The organism is Mesorhizobium sp. B3-1-7 (assembly GCF_006439385.1).
GTDB lineage: Bacteria > Pseudomonadota > Alphaproteobacteria > Rhizobiales > Rhizobiaceae > Mesorhizobium.
Genome location: NZ_VFTL01000011.1, coordinates 87,817 through 106,619 on the forward strand (window position 1 = coordinate 87,817; position 18,803 = coordinate 106,619).

The 18,803-nt window shown below is 64.0% G+C and carries 15 protein-coding genes and 3 pseudogenes; 8 read left to right on the top strand and 10 right to left on the bottom strand.

Going from position 1 to position 18,803, the window contains the following annotated elements; translation table 11 throughout:
- Positions 1 to 6: 6 nt before the first annotated feature.
- The gene (locus FJ417_RS11645) at positions 7 to 1,227 is read right to left on the bottom strand and encodes a helix-turn-helix domain-containing protein (protein ID WP_140783512.1); all 1,221 of its coding nucleotides are present in this window, start codon (positions 1,225 to 1,227) and stop codon (positions 7 to 9) included.
- Between the two features lie 115 nt (positions 1,228 to 1,342).
- On the opposite strand from FJ417_RS11645, the gene FJ417_RS11650 reads away from it, so the two are divergent.
- The 4 genes and pseudogenes from FJ417_RS11650 to FJ417_RS11665 all read left to right on the top strand — a co-directional run bounded on the left by FJ417_RS11650 (position 1,343) and on the right by FJ417_RS11665 (position 4,346).
- Entirely contained in the window at positions 1,343 to 2,092 is a 750-nt protein-coding gene (locus FJ417_RS11650; RefSeq protein WP_140783513.1) for a DUF899 domain-containing protein, read from the top strand.
- Between the two features lie 145 nt (positions 2,093 to 2,237).
- A pseudogene (locus FJ417_RS11655) lies at positions 2,238 to 2,429 on the top strand (hypothetical protein); the annotation flags it as partial.
- A 191-nt stretch (positions 2,430 to 2,620) separates the two neighbouring features.
- Entirely contained in the window at positions 2,621 to 3,643 is a 1,023-nt protein-coding gene (locus FJ417_RS11660) for an aminopeptidase (RefSeq protein ID WP_140783560.1), read from the top strand.
- A 37-nt stretch (positions 3,644 to 3,680) separates the two neighbouring features.
- Positions 3,681 to 4,346, top strand: a complete 666-nt coding sequence (locus FJ417_RS11665) for a class I SAM-dependent methyltransferase (RefSeq protein WP_140783515.1) — start codon at positions 3,681 to 3,683, stop codon at positions 4,344 to 4,346.
- A gap of 14 nt (positions 4,347 to 4,360) precedes the next feature.
- Here FJ417_RS11665 and FJ417_RS11670 read toward each other — a convergent pair.
- Positions 4,361 to 4,552 (bottom strand): annotated as a pseudogene (locus tag FJ417_RS11670) (helix-turn-helix domain-containing protein); the annotation flags it as partial.
- Here FJ417_RS11670 and FJ417_RS11675 point away from each other — a divergent pair.
- From FJ417_RS11675 to FJ417_RS11685, 3 genes and pseudogenes are all read left to right on the top strand, one after another.
- Positions 4,549 to 4,632 (top strand): annotated as a pseudogene (locus tag FJ417_RS11675) (short-chain dehydrogenase/reductase); the annotation flags it as partial. The pseudogenes FJ417_RS11670 and FJ417_RS11675 sit on opposite strands and share 4 nt — an antisense overlap.
- Before the next feature lie 141 nt (positions 4,633 to 4,773).
- Positions 4,774 to 6,234, top strand: a complete 1,461-nt coding sequence (locus FJ417_RS11680) for a phospholipase D-like domain-containing protein (protein ID WP_140783516.1) — start codon at positions 4,774 to 4,776, stop codon at positions 6,232 to 6,234.
- A 24-nt stretch (positions 6,235 to 6,258) separates the two neighbouring features.
- Positions 6,259 to 7,068 (top strand): endonuclease/exonuclease/phosphatase family protein, encoded by an 810-nt coding sequence (locus FJ417_RS11685; RefSeq protein ID WP_181183201.1) that lies wholly within the window; start codon positions 6,259 to 6,261, stop codon positions 7,066 to 7,068.
- Positions 7,069 to 7,113: 45 nt separating this feature from the next.
- On the opposite strand, the gene FJ417_RS11690 is transcribed toward FJ417_RS11685, so the two are convergent.
- Positions 7,114 to 9,084, bottom strand: coding sequence for a BTAD domain-containing putative transcriptional regulator (locus FJ417_RS11690; RefSeq protein WP_140783562.1), 1,971 nt, complete (start codon positions 9,082 to 9,084; stop codon positions 7,114 to 7,116).
- A gap of 303 nt (positions 9,085 to 9,387) precedes the next feature.
- Between FJ417_RS11690 and FJ417_RS11695 the strand changes: the two genes are divergently transcribed.
- Positions 9,388 to 10,074, top strand: coding sequence for a DUF1194 domain-containing protein (locus FJ417_RS11695; protein ID WP_246672281.1), 687 nt, complete (start codon positions 9,388 to 9,390; stop codon positions 10,072 to 10,074).
- Between the two features lie 65 nt (positions 10,075 to 10,139).
- Here the strand turns inward: FJ417_RS11695 and FJ417_RS11700 are convergent, their stop codons facing one another.
- The 7 genes from FJ417_RS11700 to FJ417_RS11730 form a co-directional block, all read right to left on the bottom strand.
- Positions 10,140 to 12,104, bottom strand: coding sequence for a glycoside hydrolase family 127 protein (locus FJ417_RS11700; RefSeq protein WP_140783518.1), 1,965 nt, complete (start codon positions 12,102 to 12,104; stop codon positions 10,140 to 10,142).
- 18 nt (positions 12,105 to 12,122) lie between these two features.
- Entirely contained in the window at positions 12,123 to 12,980 is an 858-nt protein-coding gene (locus FJ417_RS11705) for a carbohydrate ABC transporter permease (RefSeq protein ID WP_140641154.1), read from the bottom strand.
- Positions 12,980 to 13,900, bottom strand: coding sequence for a sugar ABC transporter permease (locus tag FJ417_RS11710; RefSeq protein ID WP_140783519.1), 921 nt, complete (start codon positions 13,898 to 13,900; stop codon positions 12,980 to 12,982). The genes FJ417_RS11705 and FJ417_RS11710 overlap by 1 nt, the downstream gene beginning before the upstream one ends.
- 464 nt (positions 13,901 to 14,364) lie before the next feature.
- Positions 14,365 to 15,612, bottom strand: a complete 1,248-nt coding sequence (locus tag FJ417_RS11715; protein ID WP_140783520.1) for a sugar ABC transporter substrate-binding protein — start codon at positions 15,610 to 15,612, stop codon at positions 14,365 to 14,367.
- Between the two features lie 75 nt (positions 15,613 to 15,687).
- Complete coding sequence (locus tag FJ417_RS11720) at positions 15,688 to 16,731, bottom strand: LacI family DNA-binding transcriptional regulator (protein ID WP_140783521.1); 1,044 nt, start codon at positions 16,729 to 16,731, stop codon at positions 15,688 to 15,690.
- A gap of 238 nt (positions 16,732 to 16,969) precedes the next feature.
- A complete protein-coding gene (locus FJ417_RS11725; protein ID WP_140783522.1) occupies positions 16,970 to 17,827 on the bottom strand; it encodes an alpha/beta hydrolase in 858 nt (285 codons plus the stop codon).
- 18 nt (positions 17,828 to 17,845) lie between these two features.
- On the bottom strand, positions 17,846 to 18,769 hold the full coding sequence (locus FJ417_RS11730; RefSeq protein ID WP_140783523.1) for an Lpg1974 family pore-forming outer membrane protein: 924 nt from the start codon (positions 18,767 to 18,769) through the stop codon (positions 17,846 to 17,848).
- Positions 18,770 to 18,803 lie beyond the last annotated feature (34 nt).

Sequence of the window (18,803 nt, forward strand, 5' to 3'; positions counted from 1 at the left end):
GGGAAACTAGTCGCTGGGCAGCGGACCCGGGAGTAACAACACAGTCGGGAATCCGGTCACCGGCGGCATCATCCAACGGCGCGCCCGGCCGCGGCCGACGGCCTGCACCTTGTGTTCGGCCGCAAGCTGCTCCAGTGCGCGCTGGACGGTGCGCGCGCTGGCGCCAAGCGCGATCGCCAGAGCCGAGCTCGACCAGGCCTCGCCGTCGGTCAGGAAGGCCATCACCGCACCGTGCTCCTCCTCGACCGGCGGCGCCAGCACGACGACCTCAGCGGCGCTGACCGGCGTGAGCGTGAAACCGGCGGCCGTCGCGTTGATTTCTGCCAGCCCGGCGAGCTCGGCGCGCAGCCGTCCCATCTCGACCCTGAGCCGCGCGCGATGCGATTCATCGGCGTGCCTGGCGCGAAAGGCGCGCCTCAGCAGCACTTCGCGCGAGGCATCCGCCGGCCATGCCTCGGCAAGCGTGCGTGCCAGCGCGAACAATACAGGCCGGGTCGCAAGCGAAACGACCGCGTCGGCCTGGCGCACGACATTGCGGCAGGCATCGACGACCAGCGCGCCCGAGGTCAGCAGCGCTTCGACCTCGTCGAGCAGCAGTTCTTTCTCGGTGCTGCGCGCGATCAGCCGGCCGACCGGCGTGTTCAGCACCAGGGACGCCGCTTCGACTTCGGCCTTCAATGCCGGGATGTTGGCTTGATAGGCGGCAAGCGATGCCCGGCCGAAGGCCGAGCGCGCCGCCTTGGTCCTGAGGCGGCGGACGGCGATGCCGGCGGCCGCCAGTTCATGCGCGACGCGCGCCACCGGCGGCAGCGGCGCCGGATCGAAGTCCGCCAGCAGGCGCTCGGCTTCGTCGAGGCGGCCGATCAGGATGAGGCGGCGCGCCTCAAGACTGCCGGCATAGGCAGCGTTCAGCCGGTCGCCACGCGCGGCGAGCGTCGCACGGGCGGATCGCAGAGCCTTCTCCGGCCAGCCAAGGTCGCGCGAGACCAGCGCAATCTCGGCCTCGGCGACGACGCAACGCGCACGCGCTACCGCTTCCCTCGGGCTGAAGGCGCGGGCGGCGTCCTTCAGCAAGGCTTTGGCCTTGGCGAAATCGCCGAGCTGCGCCATCGCGATGCCGCGCAGCGCCAGCGCCGGCGCATCGTCGCGCAGCGCGACGCGCTTCAAGGCGCCGAGCGGATCGCCCGCGGCAAGCGCGCGGCCGGCGGCGTTGATCAGCGAGTCCATGCCGCCGTCTCAAAGCCCGCTGCAGCAAATCGCGCCACACTTGTAACTCTCACCATCGCCGGATGCGGCCCTATGTCTGTCCCCGTCAACCAAACCCAAGAACGGGACAAGAGCAATGACCCAACACATGAAGACACCGCCGGTCGTTTCGCAGGAAGCGTGGGAAGGCGCCTATGAAGAGATGTTGGTGAAGGAAAAGGCCATCACCCGCGCCCGCGACGCTCTGGCCGCCGAACGCCGCCGCATGCCGTGGATGGAAGTCAAGAAGGACTATGTGTTCGAAGGCCCGAACGGCAAGGCGAGCCTGCTCGACCTGTTCGAAGGCCGCCGCCAGCTCGTCGTCTACCGCGCCTTCTTCGAGCCCGGCGTCTTTGGCTGGCCCGAACATGCCTGCCGCGGCTGCTCGCTCGGCGCCGACCAGGTCGGCAACCTCGCGCACCTCAACGCCCGCGACACCACGCTTGCCTATGCCTCGCGCGCGCCCCAGGCCGACATCCGGCGGCTGAAGGAGCGCATGGACTGGAAGATGCCCTGGTACACCATCACCGACAGCTGGGATAAGGATTTCGGCGTCGACGAATGGCACGGCCACAACGTCTTCATCCAGGACGGCAAGCGCATCTTCCGCACCTATTTCGTCAACAACCGCGGCGACGAAGCGTTCGGCACCGTGTGGAGCTATCTCGACGTCACGCCACTCGGCCGTCAGGAGGTGTGGGAGGATTCGCCCGAGGGCTATCCGCAGACCCAGACCTACAAATGGTGGAACTGGCACGACAGCTACGAGGAAGGTGCCGCCCCCGACCAGAGATGGGTCGAGGTGTCGGATGCCGGCGAAGCGGCGTTCCGCAACAAGAACGCCTGAGCATGAAGCGGAACCGGCGGTAGAGTTGCGCCGCCGGAGCCGATTGCTTCGCCCTTGTTCCTATGGGCTTGAAACCTGCCCGCTTCAGAAGGTGGATATCATGAGCATCGACTCCCCTCGCCCGGCCGGCCTGAGCGGCCTCGGCCTCGCCGACTGGCTCTGCCTCGCCGCGGCGCCCACCTTCGCAGCAATGGCGTTGCTGATGGCTGCTTATGGCGACCACGACATGATGTGCATGTCGGGCGCCTCGGCGCTCAGTGGCATGGTGCCGATGTATCTGTTGATGGCAGCGTTCCATCTCGCGCCGTGGCTGCGGCTGGCCGCGCGGCGAGGGTGAGATCTTCGTTTGAGCGCCGTATTGCCCGATCACCGCTGCGAAATCGAGTGTCCAGCCCGCTACCCTTCAGGTCTTGACGAAAATAGACGCGCCTGAGACAGGGGAGCAAATGGAGACATTTGCTCCATGGGAGATGAGCAGGCGGTGGGCAAGCTGTGAAGCGCGTTTTTCGATTGCTTGCCGCTGCGATCATGGCGTCCGGCGTGACCGGGTGCACCAGCATTTCCTACTATGCGCAATCACTGGAAGGCCATGTCGGGATCATGGCCGCGCGCAAGAATGTTGCGAAGCTGATCCATGATCCTTCGACGCCAGAGGCGTTGCGCGGCAAGCTGACGTCGGCCAGCGCCATACGTCGCTTTGCCACGGAAGAACTGGCGCTGCCCGACAACAGCAGCTATCGCAGTTATGTCGACGTCGGTCGGAACGACGTGACCTTGGCGGTCTTTGCCGCGCCGCAATTCTCTCTCGCGCCGGTAACATGGTGCTTTCCGATGTTCGGCTGCGTTCCCTACAAGGGTTATTTTTCGCGTAAGGACGCGCTCGGAAATGCCGCTGAACTGCAGCGACAGGGGCTGGACGTCTATGTGACGGGCATCACGGCCTATTCCACGCTGGGCTGGTTCAGCGACCCGCTGCTCAGCACCATGCTGCGTCAGAACGACACCTATCTGGCAAGCCTTGTCTTCCATGAGCTGGCGCATCAGAAAGTCTATGTGAACGGCGACTCCGCGTTCAACGAGGCTTTCGCGGTTGCCGTCGAAACCACCGGTACGAGGAAATGGCTGCGCGCCACCGGCAATCGCGCCGGATTGCGCAGTTACGAAGTCGATCGCAAGCGCAAGGCGGATTTTCTCGGACTGATATCGAAAACCCGGGACGAGTTGAGCCAGGTCTATGGAAGCCCGCGCAGCCCGGAGCGGATGGCGGCCGCCAAAGCCGCCACGATCGACAGGTTGCGGATACGCTACCGGCAAATGCGCGACAAGCGATGGGCCGGATACCGCGGATACGACGCCTGGTTCGACAGCCCGATCAACAACGCAAAGCTTGCCGCGACCGCCGTCTACAGCGAAGAGGTTCCGGCGTTTCTTCGCTTGCTCGACTTGTGCTCCGGCGACTATCCAAGGTTCTACGCCTCTGTTCGGCGGATCGGGGCTTTGCCCGCGCCTTCACGTGCCGAGGCGCTTAGAACCGTGGCTGCATGTCATTGACCATATAAGGAACTCGGCATCCGGAGGCCGCGCGGACATGTTGGACAACTATGAGGTGGACAGGTTCGGCGTGATCCACCAGATCGATTTCACACCGATCAAATACGACAAGAAATACATCTCCTACTACGAGGACCTGAGCGACCGGACCATCAAGCTCGGCTATCAGCGGCTTGGCTGGGTGCTGGGCATCACCGGGGAGATTCCTCGTTCCGTGCTGGAAATCGGATATGGCACCGGCACATTCATCGAAGCCGCCAGGATAACCGGCGTCGCCGATTGCGCCGGCTGCGAGATCGCTGAATTCCCCCTGCCCAAGGGGGTTCGCTTCGTCGATTGGGATCAGGCGCTCGCCGGCACCTGGGACCTCGTTGCCATGTTCGACGTGCTCGAGCACATCCCGGATCTCAGTTTCCTCTCGCGCCTTCAGACCCGTCACCTGGCCGTCGCCGTCCCCTATTGCCGCTGGCGCGAGCTCGGCGCCGACGGCGACACATGGTTCGCCAAGTGGCGCATGCGCCTCCCCAACGAGCACCTGCACCATTTCGACCGCGACTCGCTGGTGGCGCTCCTCGCGGCCAGCGGCTTCGAGTGCGTGACGCTGAACTGCTTCGAGGACGGGATCAGGCTGCGGCTTGGCGAAGCGGGTCCGAACATTCTGTCGGGCTTCTTCAGGAAGCCAAAGGCCCCTGAAGCCGGCTGAGCGCCAATGGCGGACTACTCCGCCCAGGCGAGCTCGCCCAGGTGACGACGGACCCAGTTCATCTCCTCAGAAGCCGTCCGTCCAAAATGCCGCTTGAAGTCGCGGCTGAACTGAGCCGCGCTCGCATAGCCGACCGAAGCCGCGACCTGAGCGATCGTGCCCTTGCGTACGATCATCAGTCTTGCCTCGTGCAGCCGCATCGCTTTCGGAAATGGCTCCGTTCGGCATTCGGGTTACGGCCGTCTGCCCCGGCTCTTTCCGGACGGACTGGGCCGGACGCTCCATGCCTGGGAAAGGGCCGGGCCGGTCGCGGAACTGGCCGAGCGCATGACCGCGGTTCTTGCCACCCGGTCTCAAGTATCCGAAGGAGCGCGGGAACAATCCACCCGCATTGCCTTCCGCGCCGGCTCGCACAATAGTCGGGCCGATGTTCGAGGCGATTGCGAGTCACTGGTCCACGCTTATCCTGATCCTGTCGCTGGCGATGGCGGCGGTGGGCATCGTCCACGCCATCATGACCAAGGAAGACGTGCGCGCCGCCACCGGCTGGGTGGGCGTGATGCTCTTGTCACCCTTTCTCGGCGCGATCATCTACGCCATCGCCGGCATCAACCGCATCCGCCGCGCGACGATCAGCGCCATGCGTCCCGTTTCCAGCGAGGCGGCTGCCGCCAGGCACGACCGCGACGTCGCGCTCGAAGCCCTGATCAGCGCCGAATTCGGCCAGCGCTTCACCGGGCTGAAGACGCTTGGCGACAGGGTGGCGCGGCGTCCGCTCACATCGGGAAACACCATCGCCGTGCTCAAGACCGGCGATGAGGCCTATGCGGCGATGTGCCGGGCGATCGACTCGGCGCAAAGAAGCGTGCTGCTCGAAACCTATATCTTCGACAATGACGCGGTGGGCGCGCTTTTCGTGCAGTCGCTCGGCAATGCCGTCAAGCGCGGCGTCACCGTGCGGGTGCTGATCGACGCCGTCGGCGTGCGCTACTCGGTGCCCAGCATCCTGAAGCAGCTCAGGGAAGCCGACGTCACCGTCGATCTCTTCAACGGCAACATCGTCATGGGCCTGAGACTTCCTTATGCGAACCTCAGGACCCACAGGAAGATCCTGATCGTCGACGGCACGGTGGCGTTCACGGGAGGCATGAACATCCGCAAGGGATTCTCGACCGAATTCGCCGGTTCCGACAGTTCGCGCGACACGCATTTCGAAGTCACCGGGCCGGTGGTGGCCGATCTGTTCTCGGTTGCCGCCGAGGACTGGCGCTTTGCCGGCAACGAGGCCCTGAAGGACGGGCCCTGGCAGGTCGAGCGCGCGGTGCCGCCGCCCGGACAGCCGATGCTGGTGCGCGCGGTGGCGACCGGGCCGGACGCATCCAACGAAACCAATCTCAAGCTGCTGATCGGCGCGTTTTCGGTGGCCCGCAAATCGATACGCATCATGTCGCCCTATTTCCTGCCGGACCGCGAATTCATCAGCGCGCTGACCACGGCCGGCCGGCGCGGCGTCGAAATCGACATCGTCGTGCCGGCGGTGAACAACCTTTTCCTCGTCGACCATGCGATGACGGCGCAGTTCGACCAGGTTTTGAAACATTATTGCCGCGTCTGGCGCCATGAAGGCTCGTTCGACCATTCGAAGCTGATGGCGATCGACGGCGTGTGGGCCTATGTCGGCTCCTCCAATCTGGACGCCCGCTCGCTGAGGCTGAATTTCGAGATCGACATGGAAGTCCTGGATGAAAACTTCGCCGCCGAGATCGACGCCCGCATCGCGGCGGCCATCTCCACGGCCCAGCCGGTGACGCTGCAAACGCTGAGGGAAAGACCGTTCATAATCCGCGTCTTCGACCGTTTGCTGTGGCTGGGATCGCCCTATCTTTAGAGCAGGAAATCGAGCATCGGGATCATGGAGATAGACGATATCAAAGGACGCAGTCTGCCCGAGACGGTGCTGCTCTCGATCCGCGGCAGAAGCGCGCGCAAGGCGCGGGCGACGCCGCGCAAGCGCGTCAACGACGCCGAGATCGTCGTTGCCTCCTACAATGTCCACAAATGCATCGGCACCGATCGCAGGTTCGACCCTGAGCGGACGGCGCGTGTGATCCGCGAAATAAGCCCCGACGTGATCGCCCTGCAGGAGGCCGACAACCGCTTCGGCGACCGCGCCGGTCTGCTCGATCTCGCCCGGCTCGAACACGATACCGGGCTGGTGCCGGTGCCGGTCATCGGCAACGGCAAGGGGCATGGCTGGCGCGGCAATGTGCTGTTGTTCAAGCGCGGCAGCGTGCGCGACGTCCACCAGATCAAGCTGCCGGGGCTGGAGCCGCGCGGCGCGCTGGTCGCCGAGATCGATCTCGACGAGAAACGGAGCCTGCGCGTCATCGCGGCGCATCTCGGCCTGCTGCGCCGCTCGCGCTCGGAACAGGCCCGCGTCGTGCTCGACATCATGAGCAGTGCCGACGAAAGGCCGACGCTTTTGCTCGGCGACCTCAACGAATGGCGGCTCGGCAACCGCTCGGCGCTGAACACGCTGCACACGACATTCGGCCCGACGCCGCCGGCGGTGCCGACTTTCCCATCCGGCCTGCCGGTGCTGGCGCTCGACCGCATCATGGGCAACCGGCACGATCTGGTTTCAGGCGTCGAGGCGCATGACACGCCGTTGTCGCGCGTCGCCTCCGACCACCTGCCGCTGACGGCGTTCGTGCATTTGTAGCGGTGCCACGCAAGAGCGGCCTTCGGTCCGTCGAAGATACGCGGATCACGAGCCAGGAAGGCCGGCTCTCGACAGCATCTCGAGGAACCTGCCGTGATGGTCGTCCCTCACATAGCGGGGCATGAACCCAGGAGCGACATTGCCCAGGTTGAGATGTGGAAGCTGTGACAGACAGTGATGGATAGCTCGTGAGGCCTCTTCATTGTTCCCTGTCGCCGAAGCGGTTGCCGCCCAATAAAGGGCGCCGCGCACGAATCCCGGCTTTGTCCTGACCACCTTGCGGGCGACTTCGAGTGCCCGCCGATCGTCCTGACCGGCAAACAGCGCCAAAACCAGGCCGTGGTGGCGCCAGAAGTCGATGACGTCATGCGTTCCAAGCCGGATCGCTTCGTTGGCCGCGCGCACCGCCTCGCTGACCTGTCCGCGCAGCGCGAAGAGCATCGCAATATCGCCGTGGCCGCTGGGATAGCTCGGATTGAGGCTGATTGCGTGCTGGCATTGCACGATCGCCTCGTCGATCCGGCCATCGCATTCGTAGGCGAATGACAGGATGCAGCGGGCAATTTCGTCGTCGGGCACGGCCCTTACCGAGTCCTCGGCAAGCTCGATCGCACGGTCGATATGCTCCTGCTTGCGAGGCAAGGCGCCGAACGCACCCCCCATGGTCGTCGCGATTGACAGCGTCCGTTTCGCGCGGACGTTGTCGGGCGCAATCACCAGAGCTTTTTCGGCGAGATCCTTCGAGACCAGCAACGAGTCCCGGGTCATCTCGAAATATTTCATCAGGGCTTCGTTCACCAGCCGGCGCACTTCGGGAGGACCGGGCGGGCTCTTGTCGCGAACCTTCCAGTTGGTCAACTGAAGCTCAAGGCTCACCGCCAGCACGACCGACTGCGCGATCCTGTCCTGGAATTGAAGCGCGCTTTCCGATTGGCCGTCGAACTTCTGAGCCCAGACATTGTGGCCACCCGCGGCATCGACAAGCTGGATGTTCACCCTCAGCCCGTCTCCCGACCGCTGGACGCTGCCCTTCAGTGTGTAACGCGCCCGCAAGCTGTCCTGCGCCCTCGGCTCCTCGCCGTTTTTCTCGAGGGCCGAGATCACGATGTAGTCGGCCACCTCGGAAAGCGCCGTGGTGATATCGTGGACCAGACCCTTGGCGAAGAAGTCGTCGCCGCGCTGTCCCGTCAAATTGACGAAGTCGGCCATGGCGATGGATGGGCGTCCCGAGCGCTGACCGGCGATGGCTCCGTTGGCCGTCTGCGGATTTGACGGTGACTCTGTCGAGGAAAGCAGCGATTGCCAGAGCGTTCGTGTCTCGGCGCTGACATCGACACCGAACTCCTTCCTCAAGACGCTTCTGCAAGCCTCGAAGGTTCGCAACGCCTGGTCTCGCTGACCGCCCGCAACGAGCAGTTCCATCTTCAGCCGGTAGGCTTCCTCCCGCGTCGGTTCCATGGCCAGAATTCGATCGGCCACGGCAAGCCCGCTTTCGGCATCCACGAGACGGGCGAGCTTCTCCAGCGACGGAAGCGCGCGGCTCAGCAGCCTTTCGCGTTCCTGTGCCGCCCAATCGTCGAAAACATTGGTGCCGACATGAAACCCGTCGAGAAACGGCCCCGTATAAAGCGCCAGGGTGGTTTCGAGCTCCGAAGCGGACCGGCCAGACAGGCCGGCTTCGAAGTCCTCCACGTCAACCCGCACCGCGTTTGCCTTTATCCCAATCAGCTCCTTGTGGGACTGGATGATATCCATACCCGCGCGCGACAAATCCCGGCGCAGGACACTGAGCGTTTGCCGCAGGCTGTTGCGTGAGTGTTCGCTGTCGCTGTCGCTCCAAAGCAGGTCGGCCAGCCGCTCGCGTGGCGCCGCCATACCGGGACAAAGGGCAAGATAGGCGAGGATAGCGGCACCGCGCTTTCCGGTCAGCAAGAGCTCACTGCCAGCTTCCCTCTCAATTCGAAAACCACCGAAGAGAGAAATCCTGCCAGCAATGAAGCCTTTCCCACCCTGCATTGCCAACGGGCCCCCAGCCTGACGAAATTCTAACTCAAAACTAACGCCTCGCAAACGCCAAGCCCGCCATTCCAAGCGTTATCGTGACGCACTTCATTTAGCATCCCCTGAAAGAGGAATAGCTGATTTCTCGACAAGTTTCTTGTCAGAGGGGGAAATAAGATGGTCGAATGTATTCATGGGACTTTTGGCTCTGATGCGGGGCCGATCAGGCATATCAATTCATTGCTGAGACTGGCGACATTCGCGACCTCAATACTTTGGGGACCTGTCGCGGATGCAAACAACGTCGGTCTGGCGTCGATGCGTGTCGACGTAGCCGTGGTCTTCGCCGTGGATTTCTCCTCCTCGATCGATCCCAAGATCGCCGACATGCAGCGTGAAGGCCACGCCGAAGCGCTCACCTCGCCCGAGATCATCCGCGCCATCTCCCAGAACTATCTCGGTTGCATCGGCGTGGCCTATTTCGAATGGTCGAGCCCGGGTCGCTCGCGCACCGTGCTGCCCTGGACACGCATCTGCGGACTGGACGATGCCAAGGCGGCCGCGTCGGTGATCAGCAAGACGGGCGACACCGGCCATATCCGTCGAGGCCGGGGCGGAACTTCGGTTTCGACGGCAATCGATGTCGGAAGCCTCCTGCTCGACGAGTTTCCAGGAAATGCCATGAAGAAGGTGATCGACATCTCTTCGAATGGCGAGAACAATGACGGGCTGCCTGTGCAGCCAAGCCGGGAAAACGCCATCGCCAAGGGTTACACGATCAACGCAATCGCCATTCCGGCCGACGACGAAGACCCTCGCCAACCGCTGGCTTCCTACTTTGAGCAGTCGGTTATCGGCGGCTCACAGGCCTTCGTGATGTCACCGAAGGAGCCGCGCGATTACGTCACGGCCCTGCGCCGCAAGCTGGTGACGGAAGTGAGCATGAATGCCGAAACGCCCGATCGAGCGTCGGCACTATCCGCCTCCGTTGCAAATATCCAGTAGGCTTGCACGCCATTCGTGAAGGACTTGCCGGCGGAAGTTCGTCTCGCCGACACGACGCAGGTGCCCTACCCCTCGCTCAGCCAGACCAGCATCTCGCCGGGGTCGCGATTGTCCCAGGCGAAATAGGGAATGGCCTTGAGCTTCGTCTCCTTCGTCGCCGGCGGTTCGGGGCGATAGAGATCGTGACCCCAGTTCTTCGTTTCGGCCCGGCTGCCGATGGCCGAAAGCGTGACCACGCCGCCGAGCAGGTTCGGCTCCTTGTGCGCCTCGAGCCTGGCCGTGCGCGATAGCGCTATGCGATGCAGCCCGCCGCCATTGTCGGTTTCCTCGACGCAGTAGATCAGCGGACCCCGCGCCAGCGCCACCCGGCCGATGTCCTGCCGCACCTGCGGGTTGGCGAAGAGGCGCGCCATCGACATTTCGAGATCGAGCTCGACCTTATCGCCCTGGCGCCATTCGCGGCGGATCGCGGCATAGCCGTCGACCGTCGCCGCTTCGAGATCGACCAGCTTGCCGTTGATCCGAAGCGCTGCCTTGCGGCACCAGGCAGGCACGCGCAGATGAAGCGTGAACGCAATCGGCGCCTCCGGCCCGACCTCGATCGCGACCGCGCCATCCCAGGGATAGTTGCAGGTCTGGACCAGGGTAACCTGCCGGCCGGCGATCTCGAAGCGCGCGGTCGAGTCGCCATAGAGGTGGACCGCCAGTGCATCGTCGGCGAGGCCGTAGAAATAGCTGCCGATCGAGGCCACCATGCGGCCGATATTGGGCGGGCAGCACGGGCAGCGGTGCCATTTCCAGCGATGGTGGCCGCCGCGACTCTCCAGCGGGTTCTCGTAGAAGAACAGCGAGCCGTCGAGCGACAGGCCCGAGATCGAGCCGTTGTATAAAGCCCGCTCCATCATGTCGGCGTAGCGCGCGTTCGGACCCATGCCCAGCATGCGGCTCGCCCAGAACACCAGGCCGACCGAAGCGCAGGTCTCGGCATAGGCGGTCTCGTTGGGCAGGTCGTAGTCGTTGGTGAAGCCTTCATTGTCGGCCGACGGACCCAGACCGCCGGTGACGTAGAGGCTCTTCGTCGCGAGATCGTCCCACAGCCGCTCGAGCGCCACCTTGAGCGTGTCGTCGCCATATTCGGTCGCGATGTCGGCCATGCCGGAATAGAGGTACATGGCTCTCACCGCATGGCCTACGACCTTGTCCTGCTCGCGCACCGGCTTGTGCGACTGGTTGTATTCGTAGGTCTTGAAGTAGAAATCCTTCGGATCGGCGCCGCGCGCCAGCGCCTCCTCGTCGAAGTAATGCGGCTGCTGGCCGCGCTGGTCGATGAAGTATTTGGCCAGCTTCATATATTTGTCGTTGCCGGTGACGCGGGCGAGCCTGACCAGCGCCAGCTCGATCTCCTCATGGCCGCAATAGCCCTTCCGCTTGCCGGGCTCCGGACCGAAGGTGTCGGCGATATGGTCGGCATAGCGGCTCATGATGTCGAGCAGCTTGCGTTTTCCCGTCGCCTGAAAGTAAGCGACGGCGCCCTCGATCAGGTGGCCGGCGCAGTAGAGCTCGTGGCAGTCGCGCAGATTGGTCCAGCGCAGGCCGGGCTGGATGCGCTGGTACCAGCTCGACAGATAGCCGTCCTCCTGCTGCAGCTTGCCGTACATGTCGATGACGGCGTCGATCTTCTTTTCCAGATCGGGATTTCGGCGGCGGTAGAGCGAATAGGCCGCGGTCTCGATCGTCTTGCCCCAGTCGGAATCCCAGAACATCTGGGTGGTCACGGTGCGCGCGGTAAAACCGTCGCTGACATGGAAGGGGATGACGACACCCGGCGACGGCACGTCCGGATCGATCTGCTCCAGCATGCGCGCCTCGACACAACGGTCGTAGAGGATGCCGGCGGTCTTGGCGGCCACGGCATCGACACGGTCGCCCCAGAAGCCGCGGACATCGACCTGCGGCACGGGAAGCGGCCGGAAGGCAAGCTTCGGCCTGGCGGAGGTGCCGGTCTGCGCGGCGGGCTGCGATGCGGTCATGATTTCACTCCATTCGAATTACTTGACGGCCCCGGCCATGAGGCCGCGGATGTAGAAGCGCTGCAGCGCCAGGAAGAGGATCAGGCAGGGCACCATCATCACCGTGACGCCGGCCTGCACGGCGCCCCAGTCGATGGCGCCGAAGCGGCCGGACTGAAGCGCGGTCATCATCACCGGCAAGGTGAATTTGGACTGGTCGGTCATCAGCACGAGGGCGGCCAGGAACTCGTTCCAGGCGCCGAGGAAGGCGAACAGCGCGATGGTGACGACGCCGGGCCAGACCAGCGGCAGCATCACCTTCACCAGCATGGTGACGTTGTTGGCGCCGTCCATGCGCGCGGCCTCCTCGATCTCGCGCGGCACGGCGTCGAAGGCGTTGCGCATCATGAAGATAGAGAAAGGCAGCTGCAGCGTGACATAGACGCAGACCAGCCCGGTCAGCGTGTTGTGCAGGCCGAGTTTCGTCAGCACCAGGAAGATCGGCGTCAGGATCGACTGGAACGGGATCATGATCGTCGACAGGATGAGGACGAAGAAGAAATCCCGGAACGGAAAGCGGAAGCGCGAAAAACCGTAGCCGGCGAGCACGCTGACCAGAACCGAGAGCAGCACCGTCATCACCGAGACATAGATGCTGTTCTGCGCCGAGACCCAGAGCCCGTCGCCGAAGGAGTTCAGCGTCTGATAATTCTCGATCGAGAAGCCGGTGGTCGGCCAGGGCGGCAGCGGCGGCTGGCGCGCTTCCTGCGCCGGCTTGAAGGTCGACAGCACCGTCCACACGATCGGCGCCAAAAACAGCACCGAGGCGACGATGCCCGTCGAGTGCCTGGCGAGGCTGAAGGCCGCTTTGCGGTTTTGCGACATCGCCTCGGCCATCAGTCGAGCCCCTCGGGCTTGCGCAGCAGCCAGAGCTGGATGAGGCTGAGCGCCACCAGGATGACCAGCAGCACCATGGAGAGCGCGGCACCGTAGCCAAGCTTGAACGAGACGAAGGACTGGTTGAAGATCCAGTAGACGGCCGTCAGCGTCTGGTTGCGCGGGCCGCCGCGCAGGATGATGTAGAACTGGTCGAAGGCCAGGATCGAGCCGGCGACCGACAGGATCAGCGCCAGCGCCAGCGTGCGGCGCATCAGCGGCAAGGTGATCGCCCTGAACCTGGCGAACGGGCCGGCGCCATCGATGACGGCGGCCTCCTGCAGGTCCTGCGGGATCGATTGCAGACCGGTCATCAGGATGATCATGGTGAAGCCGGCGACCTTCCAGACCACCATGGCGATGATCGACCAGAAGGCCGGCTGGAAGGTGGCGAGAAGATTGACCTTCTTGCCGGTCAGGCCGAGGTCGAAGGCGGCCGGGCTGAACAGGCCGGAGTCGACATTCAAGAGCCACGACCAGAGCAGGCTTGCCGAAGCAAAACCCACCACCGCCGGCATGAAGAAGGCGGTGCGGTAGAGATTGGTGAGCGGGCGCGGCCGCTCGATGAAGATCGCCAGCGGGAAGGCGACGGCGAAGATCGCGATGGTGACGATCACCGTATAGTAGAAGGTGAATTTCAGCGCATTCCAGAAGCGCATGTCGCGCAGGATGGCAAAGTAGTTGTCGAGGCCGATGAAGGAATGCTCGCCCATCAGCGGCCAGTTGTGCAGCGACATCCACGCCGTCATGCCGAGCGGGATGACGAAGAAGACGGTGACCAGGGCGACGGCCGGCGCGACATAGAGCAGGCCCACCCATTGCCGGCGGCTGGTGCGTGCGCGGGCTCGGGCGGGCGCGGAGGTGGTGGCGATGGCGGTCATGGCTGGGCCTCCCCTTCTCCCCTTGCGGGAGAAGGTGGATCGGCGCGCAGTGCCAAGACGGACGAGGGGTGTTCCAGCGGAGTGAGGCGTCGGCGTTCCCTGGAGCGCCCCTCATCCGACCGAGCTTCGCTCGGCCCCCTTTTCCCGCAAGGGGAGAAGGTGGAGCCAGCCCGCCGGCGCCCCCTCACCCGGATTGCCGACCGGATTGCGAAGGGCAATCCGGGGCAATCCGACCGCTCCCCAAGGGGAGAGGAGATCGCAAGCGTCGGCGCCAAACTCTTCTCCCCACCGGGGAGAAGGTGGCCGCGAAGCGGCCGGATGAAGGGGTCTTTTCTCAACGCGTCAGTCCCTGCCATTCAGCGATGGATCATCCGGCCGCCCGGCCAGGGAGATGGGGCGGGCGGCCGGTCAGAGCCTTGGCGGAGAGGCGTTGCGCGATCCTCGCCGCCGGCTGGCCCTGGTGTCTACTTGTTCGGCGCCTGGTCGATGATCGACTGCATGGTATCCTGCGCGTTCTTGATGGCGCCGTCGACGTCGTCGCCGAAGAACACCTCGTTGATCATCTGCGTCCACGGACCGTTGGCAGAGTTGATCAGGTCGTTGAACACCACCGAATAGGGCGTCCTGCCCTTGGCCATCGCCTCGGCCGCCACCTGGTAGCGCGGGTCGAGATCCTTGAGCGCATCCTTGGCGATGTCGTTGCGCACCGGCAAGCTGCCATATTTGGCAAGGATGGTCTGGCCCTCGAGCGAATAGGCGAAGTCCAAAAACTCCTTCACCACGGCAATCTTCTTGGTGCCCTTGGTGACGACGAAATTGTCGCCGCCGGCGAAGGACGACCAACCGCCATCCTTGCCCGGCAGGAAGGTGATGCCGTAATCGACATCCGGGTACTGCGTGTTGAGCGCGCCGATGGCGAAGGCGCCGGACGGCGAGATGCCGATCTTGCCGCCGGCGAAGGCGGCGAAGAAATTGGCGCCGGTATCGGTCTGCGCGCCCTCGGGCACCAGCCCTTTCTTGACCATCGAGCGGTAGAGGTCGATCGCGCCGCGCAGCTGCGGGCTGTCGAGCGTCGCCTTCGAGCCGTCCTCGGACAGGATGTCGCCGCCCGAGGCCCAGATCAGCGGCGTGAAGGTGAAGATGTTGCAGCCGCCGCAATTGCCGGAGAAGTAGAAGCCCTTGATGTCGCCGCCGAGCGCATTGACCTTCTCGGCGTCGGCCTCGATCTCGGCCCAATTGGTCGGGCCCTTCTCAGGGTCCAGCCCCGCCTGCTTGAACAGCTTCTTGTTCCAGATCAGCACCGAGGCGTCGGCCGAGAACGGCAGGCCGTAGATGCGGTCCTTGTAGGTGCCGGTCTTCACATGCGCCGGCGACAGGCTCGAAAAATAGGGCAAGGATTTCGCCCAGTCGGTGATGTCTTCCAACTGGCCGGCGGCGGCGAAGGACGGCGTGTAGATCAGGTCGAGCGAGAGCGCGTCGGGCGCCGTGCCGCCGGCGGCGGCCGCGCCATATTTCGGGATGATCTCGGCGTTGGGGATGATGTCGAGCTTGACCTGGTCCTTGTTCGCCTTGTTGAAGGCGTCGACGATGCGCGGCATGAAGTTCGAGCCGTCGGCGCGCACCCAGATGTTGGCGGTCTCGGCGGACGCCGCCTGCAGGCCGCCACCAATGACGGCTGCCGCAAGCGCCAGCCTGGCAAAAATGGTCTTCATCTTACTCCTCCTCATGGTTCTCCTCCCTGTTCTGGCCACGCCGCCCTGCTTGTTCGGGCGCGTGGCCTTGTTGCTTCATTGCGGCGGACTGCCGCATGACTGACGCACCACCAGCCGGCACGGCAGTTTCCTGATGCCCGGCACGGCCGGCTGGCCGTCGACGAGCGAAAGCAGGGCAAGCCCGGCCTCGCGCCCGAGGCTCGCCAGGTTCATGTCGATGGAAGTCAGCGGCGGACGCGTCGCCTCGGCCACGATCTCCCAATTGTCGAAGCCGATGACGCCAACATCCTCGGGCACGCTTATGCCACGCTCGCGCAGCGCATCGATGACGCCGCGGGCGATCTGGTCGTTGCCGCAGAAGACGGCGTCCGGCCACCCCTCCCTCCCCGCCTTGCTGAACAGTCGTGCCACGGCATCGTGGCCCCAGGCTTCCGACCATGCGCCCAGCAGCGGCTCGGTTGCGGGCAAGCCGTTCTCCGTCAGGACATCGCGGTACGCCCCGGCCCGCGTGTGCACCACCTCGAAGCTCGCCGGTCCAGTGACATGGGCAATGCGGCGGCGCCCGAGCCGCAAAAACTGCTCTACCGCCAGCCGCGCGCCGCCGGCGTCGTCGGAGACGAGGCCGACCGCGCCGGGATCGGGCTGGGTGAAGGCGTAGACGACCGGAATGCGCAGGTTGGAGAGATCGACGGGCAGATGGCGGTCGATGCGTTTTCCCGTGGCGACGATGCCGTCGACGCGCTTGTCGAGCATGGCCTCGACATGCAGCTGGCCGAGCCGCTGGTCGTCCTCGACATTGCACAGGAACACCGAGACGCCCTTGTCGACCAGCGCATCCGAAACGCCGGCCATCAGCGGCAGCGAGAAGCGGCCATAAGTATCGTTAGTGAGCAGCCCGACGGTGAAGGAGCGTTTTCGCAACAGGCTCTGGGCCAGGCTGTTCGGCCGGAAGCCGAGCAGCCGCGCCGTCTCGCGGATGCGTTCGCGCGTCTCCGCCGTCATCCGCCCCTGCCCGTTCAGCGCCTTCGACGCCGTGGCGACGCTGACGCCGGCGGCGGCGGCGACCTCGCGCAGCGTGACCGGCGGCTTGGCGGAGACAGGTGAGGCATCCGAAGACATATCGTGCAACCATTCCCTGAGTTGGGAAAAGGTTTTCTCTTATCGGCCTGCGTGGTGATGACGGATGAGGTCAGCAAGCGCAGGGCGATTTGGGAAAAGGTTTTCTCAAACGAAATCTAATCCGAAAACAAGGGTGAACGCAAGGGGGATGAAGAACGCCTTGTCCGGAAACCTCACAGCAACGAGGGCTCAAAGACAACCGTGCTGACGCTGCCCGGCTCGATTGCCGATCGCGTCTCTATCCCGCGACGCGAAAGCTCGACAGCGGCCGCGACACCCAACCTTCGATCTCACGCGTGACGAAAGTGGCGGCCTCATGATGGATGAAATGGCCGGCGTCCGGCAGCGCCACCACGGAGCTGATGTTGTCGACTTCGCGGAATGTGCCTTCGAAAGCACTGGCCGGAACATAGGGATCATGGGCGCCAAACATCACCAGCGTCGGTGCTTTGACCAGAGGCAATTGACCGATGTCCGGCACCCTGCCGAGCGGAATGTTGGCCCTGTAGTAACCCAGCATCGCCTCCGGATCGGAATGCCGGAGCGACGCTGCGAGAGCCTGTCGGTCGGCCTCGTCGGCGACCCATCCGGCAAGCTCCTCCGGCGCCGGCATGGCGGACGCGCCTGCCTCCTGGAAGCGGCGCACATAGGCGAAATACCGGGCGTTGGCTGGATCGGCGATGGCGCGCAGATAGTTGCGCGGATGAGGGGAGGAAAGGACAACCAGATGGCGAACCACCTGCGGGATCCGCATGGCCAGCCACCAGGCAATCGTCCCGCCCCAGTCATGACCGACGATCGAGGCCTGGGAGAGTTGTTCGGCCACGAGCACCGAAAGCACGTCCTCGACCAGATGCGGCAGCAGCGTGTAGTGGGCATGTCCCCGCGGCGCGTCGCTTCGCCCGAATCCGCGCAAATCCGGTGCCAGCACCCTGAAACTGCCGCGCAGAGCCTCGATCTGCCTGCGCCAACCAAGGCCATGGTCGGGAAGGCCGTGTAGGAAAAGGATCGGCGGGCCGGAGCCCACCGCGACGTAATGCAGTTTGACGTTCCTGTTAGATGCAAACCTGGACTCGAAACCTGTCTCCGAAGTCACCCTGACCGGCCGCCGCGATCACATTTTGACTTCGAGGCGCAGGAACGGGCCTTGGAAAACCTGATTCTTGTGATCTGCGTTCACAAGCAGATTGTGCCACGCCTCGATCTTGTAACCAGCAGTGAAGGTAGTGTTCGTTATCGGCGTCCAGCTCAGGCCAAGCGATGCGTCGAGGTTCGAGACCGTTTCGTTCGAGCCCTGACTGGCCAGAGTTTCGGAAAAGTGTTCGTCTGGGTTTGTGGACGAGATATTGACACCGACATGCGCGGTGCGGCGGCCCCACATGACTGCGCCCGAAGCCGAGCCTGTCAGGCCCCAGTTCTCGCCAACCGGATAGTAAGCTTCCGCACCAACGCGCGGGCCGATGCCCCAGTACTCGGCCGTACCGATCTTGTCAGCGGCGATGCCCTTGTCGGCAGGATTGGTGGGGGTGAACTTTTCGGAAATCTCGCCCAATGTTTCATCGGAATGCACTAGCCGCAGGCCGCCGAAGAAACGGATATCGGCCTGTTGCACCTTGACGTGCTTGCCGACGTCAAAATCGAAAGTCTGGAAGCTGTAGCCGTCGCTGTAAGTCCCTGTAACAAGGCCCTCAGGGTTCGTCTCAGGCTGCTCGAAGAGGAGGGCAGAGCGGTCCTTGCCGAGTTGGACAGCGGCGGCAAGACGCCAATCCCAGTCCGGAGAGATCTGCTTGGTCAGCGAAACTGCCCCGGAAATATCACCGTTGCCTTTACCCAGCTTGTCGCTGCTCAGCTTGTCGTCGTTATGGAGATTGTTCCAGAAGTACGAGCCTTCGAACGACATCTTGATGCGCGAATCGATGACCGTCTGATCCGAGGGCTGCGCCTCGGTTGCGTTAGCCGTGGCCACGCCTGTTGCCGTTAGGGAGGCAGCCGAAGCCGCCACCGTAGCTAAAAATTTACCCGTGCCCTGCGAATGCATTTAAGTCCCCACCCAGATTCCAGCCGGGTTGTTA

What these genes read in the sequence shown, in the direction of transcription:
- FJ417_RS11645 (WP_140783512.1), bottom strand. Translation starts at nt 1,227, where the DNA reads ATGGACTCGCTGATCAACGCCGCCGGCCGCGCGCTTGCCGCGGGCGAT.
- FJ417_RS11650 (WP_140783513.1), top strand. Translation starts at nt 1,343, where the DNA reads ATGACCCAACACATGAAGACACCGCCGGTCGTTTCGCAGGAAGCGTGG.
- FJ417_RS11660 (WP_140783560.1), top strand. Translation starts at nt 2,621, where the DNA reads ATGGCGTCCGGCGTGACCGGGTGCACCAGCATTTCCTACTATGCGCAA.
- FJ417_RS11665 (WP_140783515.1), top strand. Translation starts at nt 3,681, where the DNA reads ATGTTGGACAACTATGAGGTGGACAGGTTCGGCGTGATCCACCAGATC.
- FJ417_RS11680 (WP_140783516.1), top strand. Translation starts at nt 4,774, where the DNA reads ATGTTCGAGGCGATTGCGAGTCACTGGTCCACGCTTATCCTGATCCTG.
- FJ417_RS11685 (WP_181183201.1), top strand. Translation starts at nt 6,259, where the DNA reads ATGGAGATAGACGATATCAAAGGACGCAGTCTGCCCGAGACGGTGCTG.
- FJ417_RS11690 (WP_140783562.1), bottom strand. Translation starts at nt 9,084, where the DNA reads ATGCAGGGTGGGAAAGGCTTCATTGCTGGCAGGATTTCTCTCTTCGGT.
- FJ417_RS11695 (WP_246672281.1), top strand. Translation starts at nt 9,388, where the DNA reads ATGCGTGTCGACGTAGCCGTGGTCTTCGCCGTGGATTTCTCCTCCTCG.
- FJ417_RS11700 (WP_140783518.1), bottom strand. Translation starts at nt 12,104, where the DNA reads ATGACCGCATCGCAGCCCGCCGCGCAGACCGGCACCTCCGCCAGGCCG.
- FJ417_RS11705 (WP_140641154.1), bottom strand. Translation starts at nt 12,980, where the DNA reads ATGGCCGAGGCGATGTCGCAAAACCGCAAAGCGGCCTTCAGCCTCGCC.
- FJ417_RS11710 (WP_140783519.1), bottom strand. Translation starts at nt 13,900, where the DNA reads ATGACCGCCATCGCCACCACCTCCGCGCCCGCCCGAGCCCGCGCACGC.
- FJ417_RS11715 (WP_140783520.1), bottom strand. Translation starts at nt 15,612, where the DNA reads ATGAAGACCATTTTTGCCAGGCTGGCGCTTGCGGCAGCCGTCATTGGT.
- FJ417_RS11720 (WP_140783521.1), bottom strand. Translation starts at nt 16,731, where the DNA reads ATGTCTTCGGATGCCTCACCTGTCTCCGCCAAGCCGCCGGTCACGCTG.
- FJ417_RS11730 (WP_140783523.1), bottom strand. Translation starts at nt 18,769, where the DNA reads ATGCATTCGCAGGGCACGGGTAAATTTTTAGCTACGGTGGCGGCTTCG.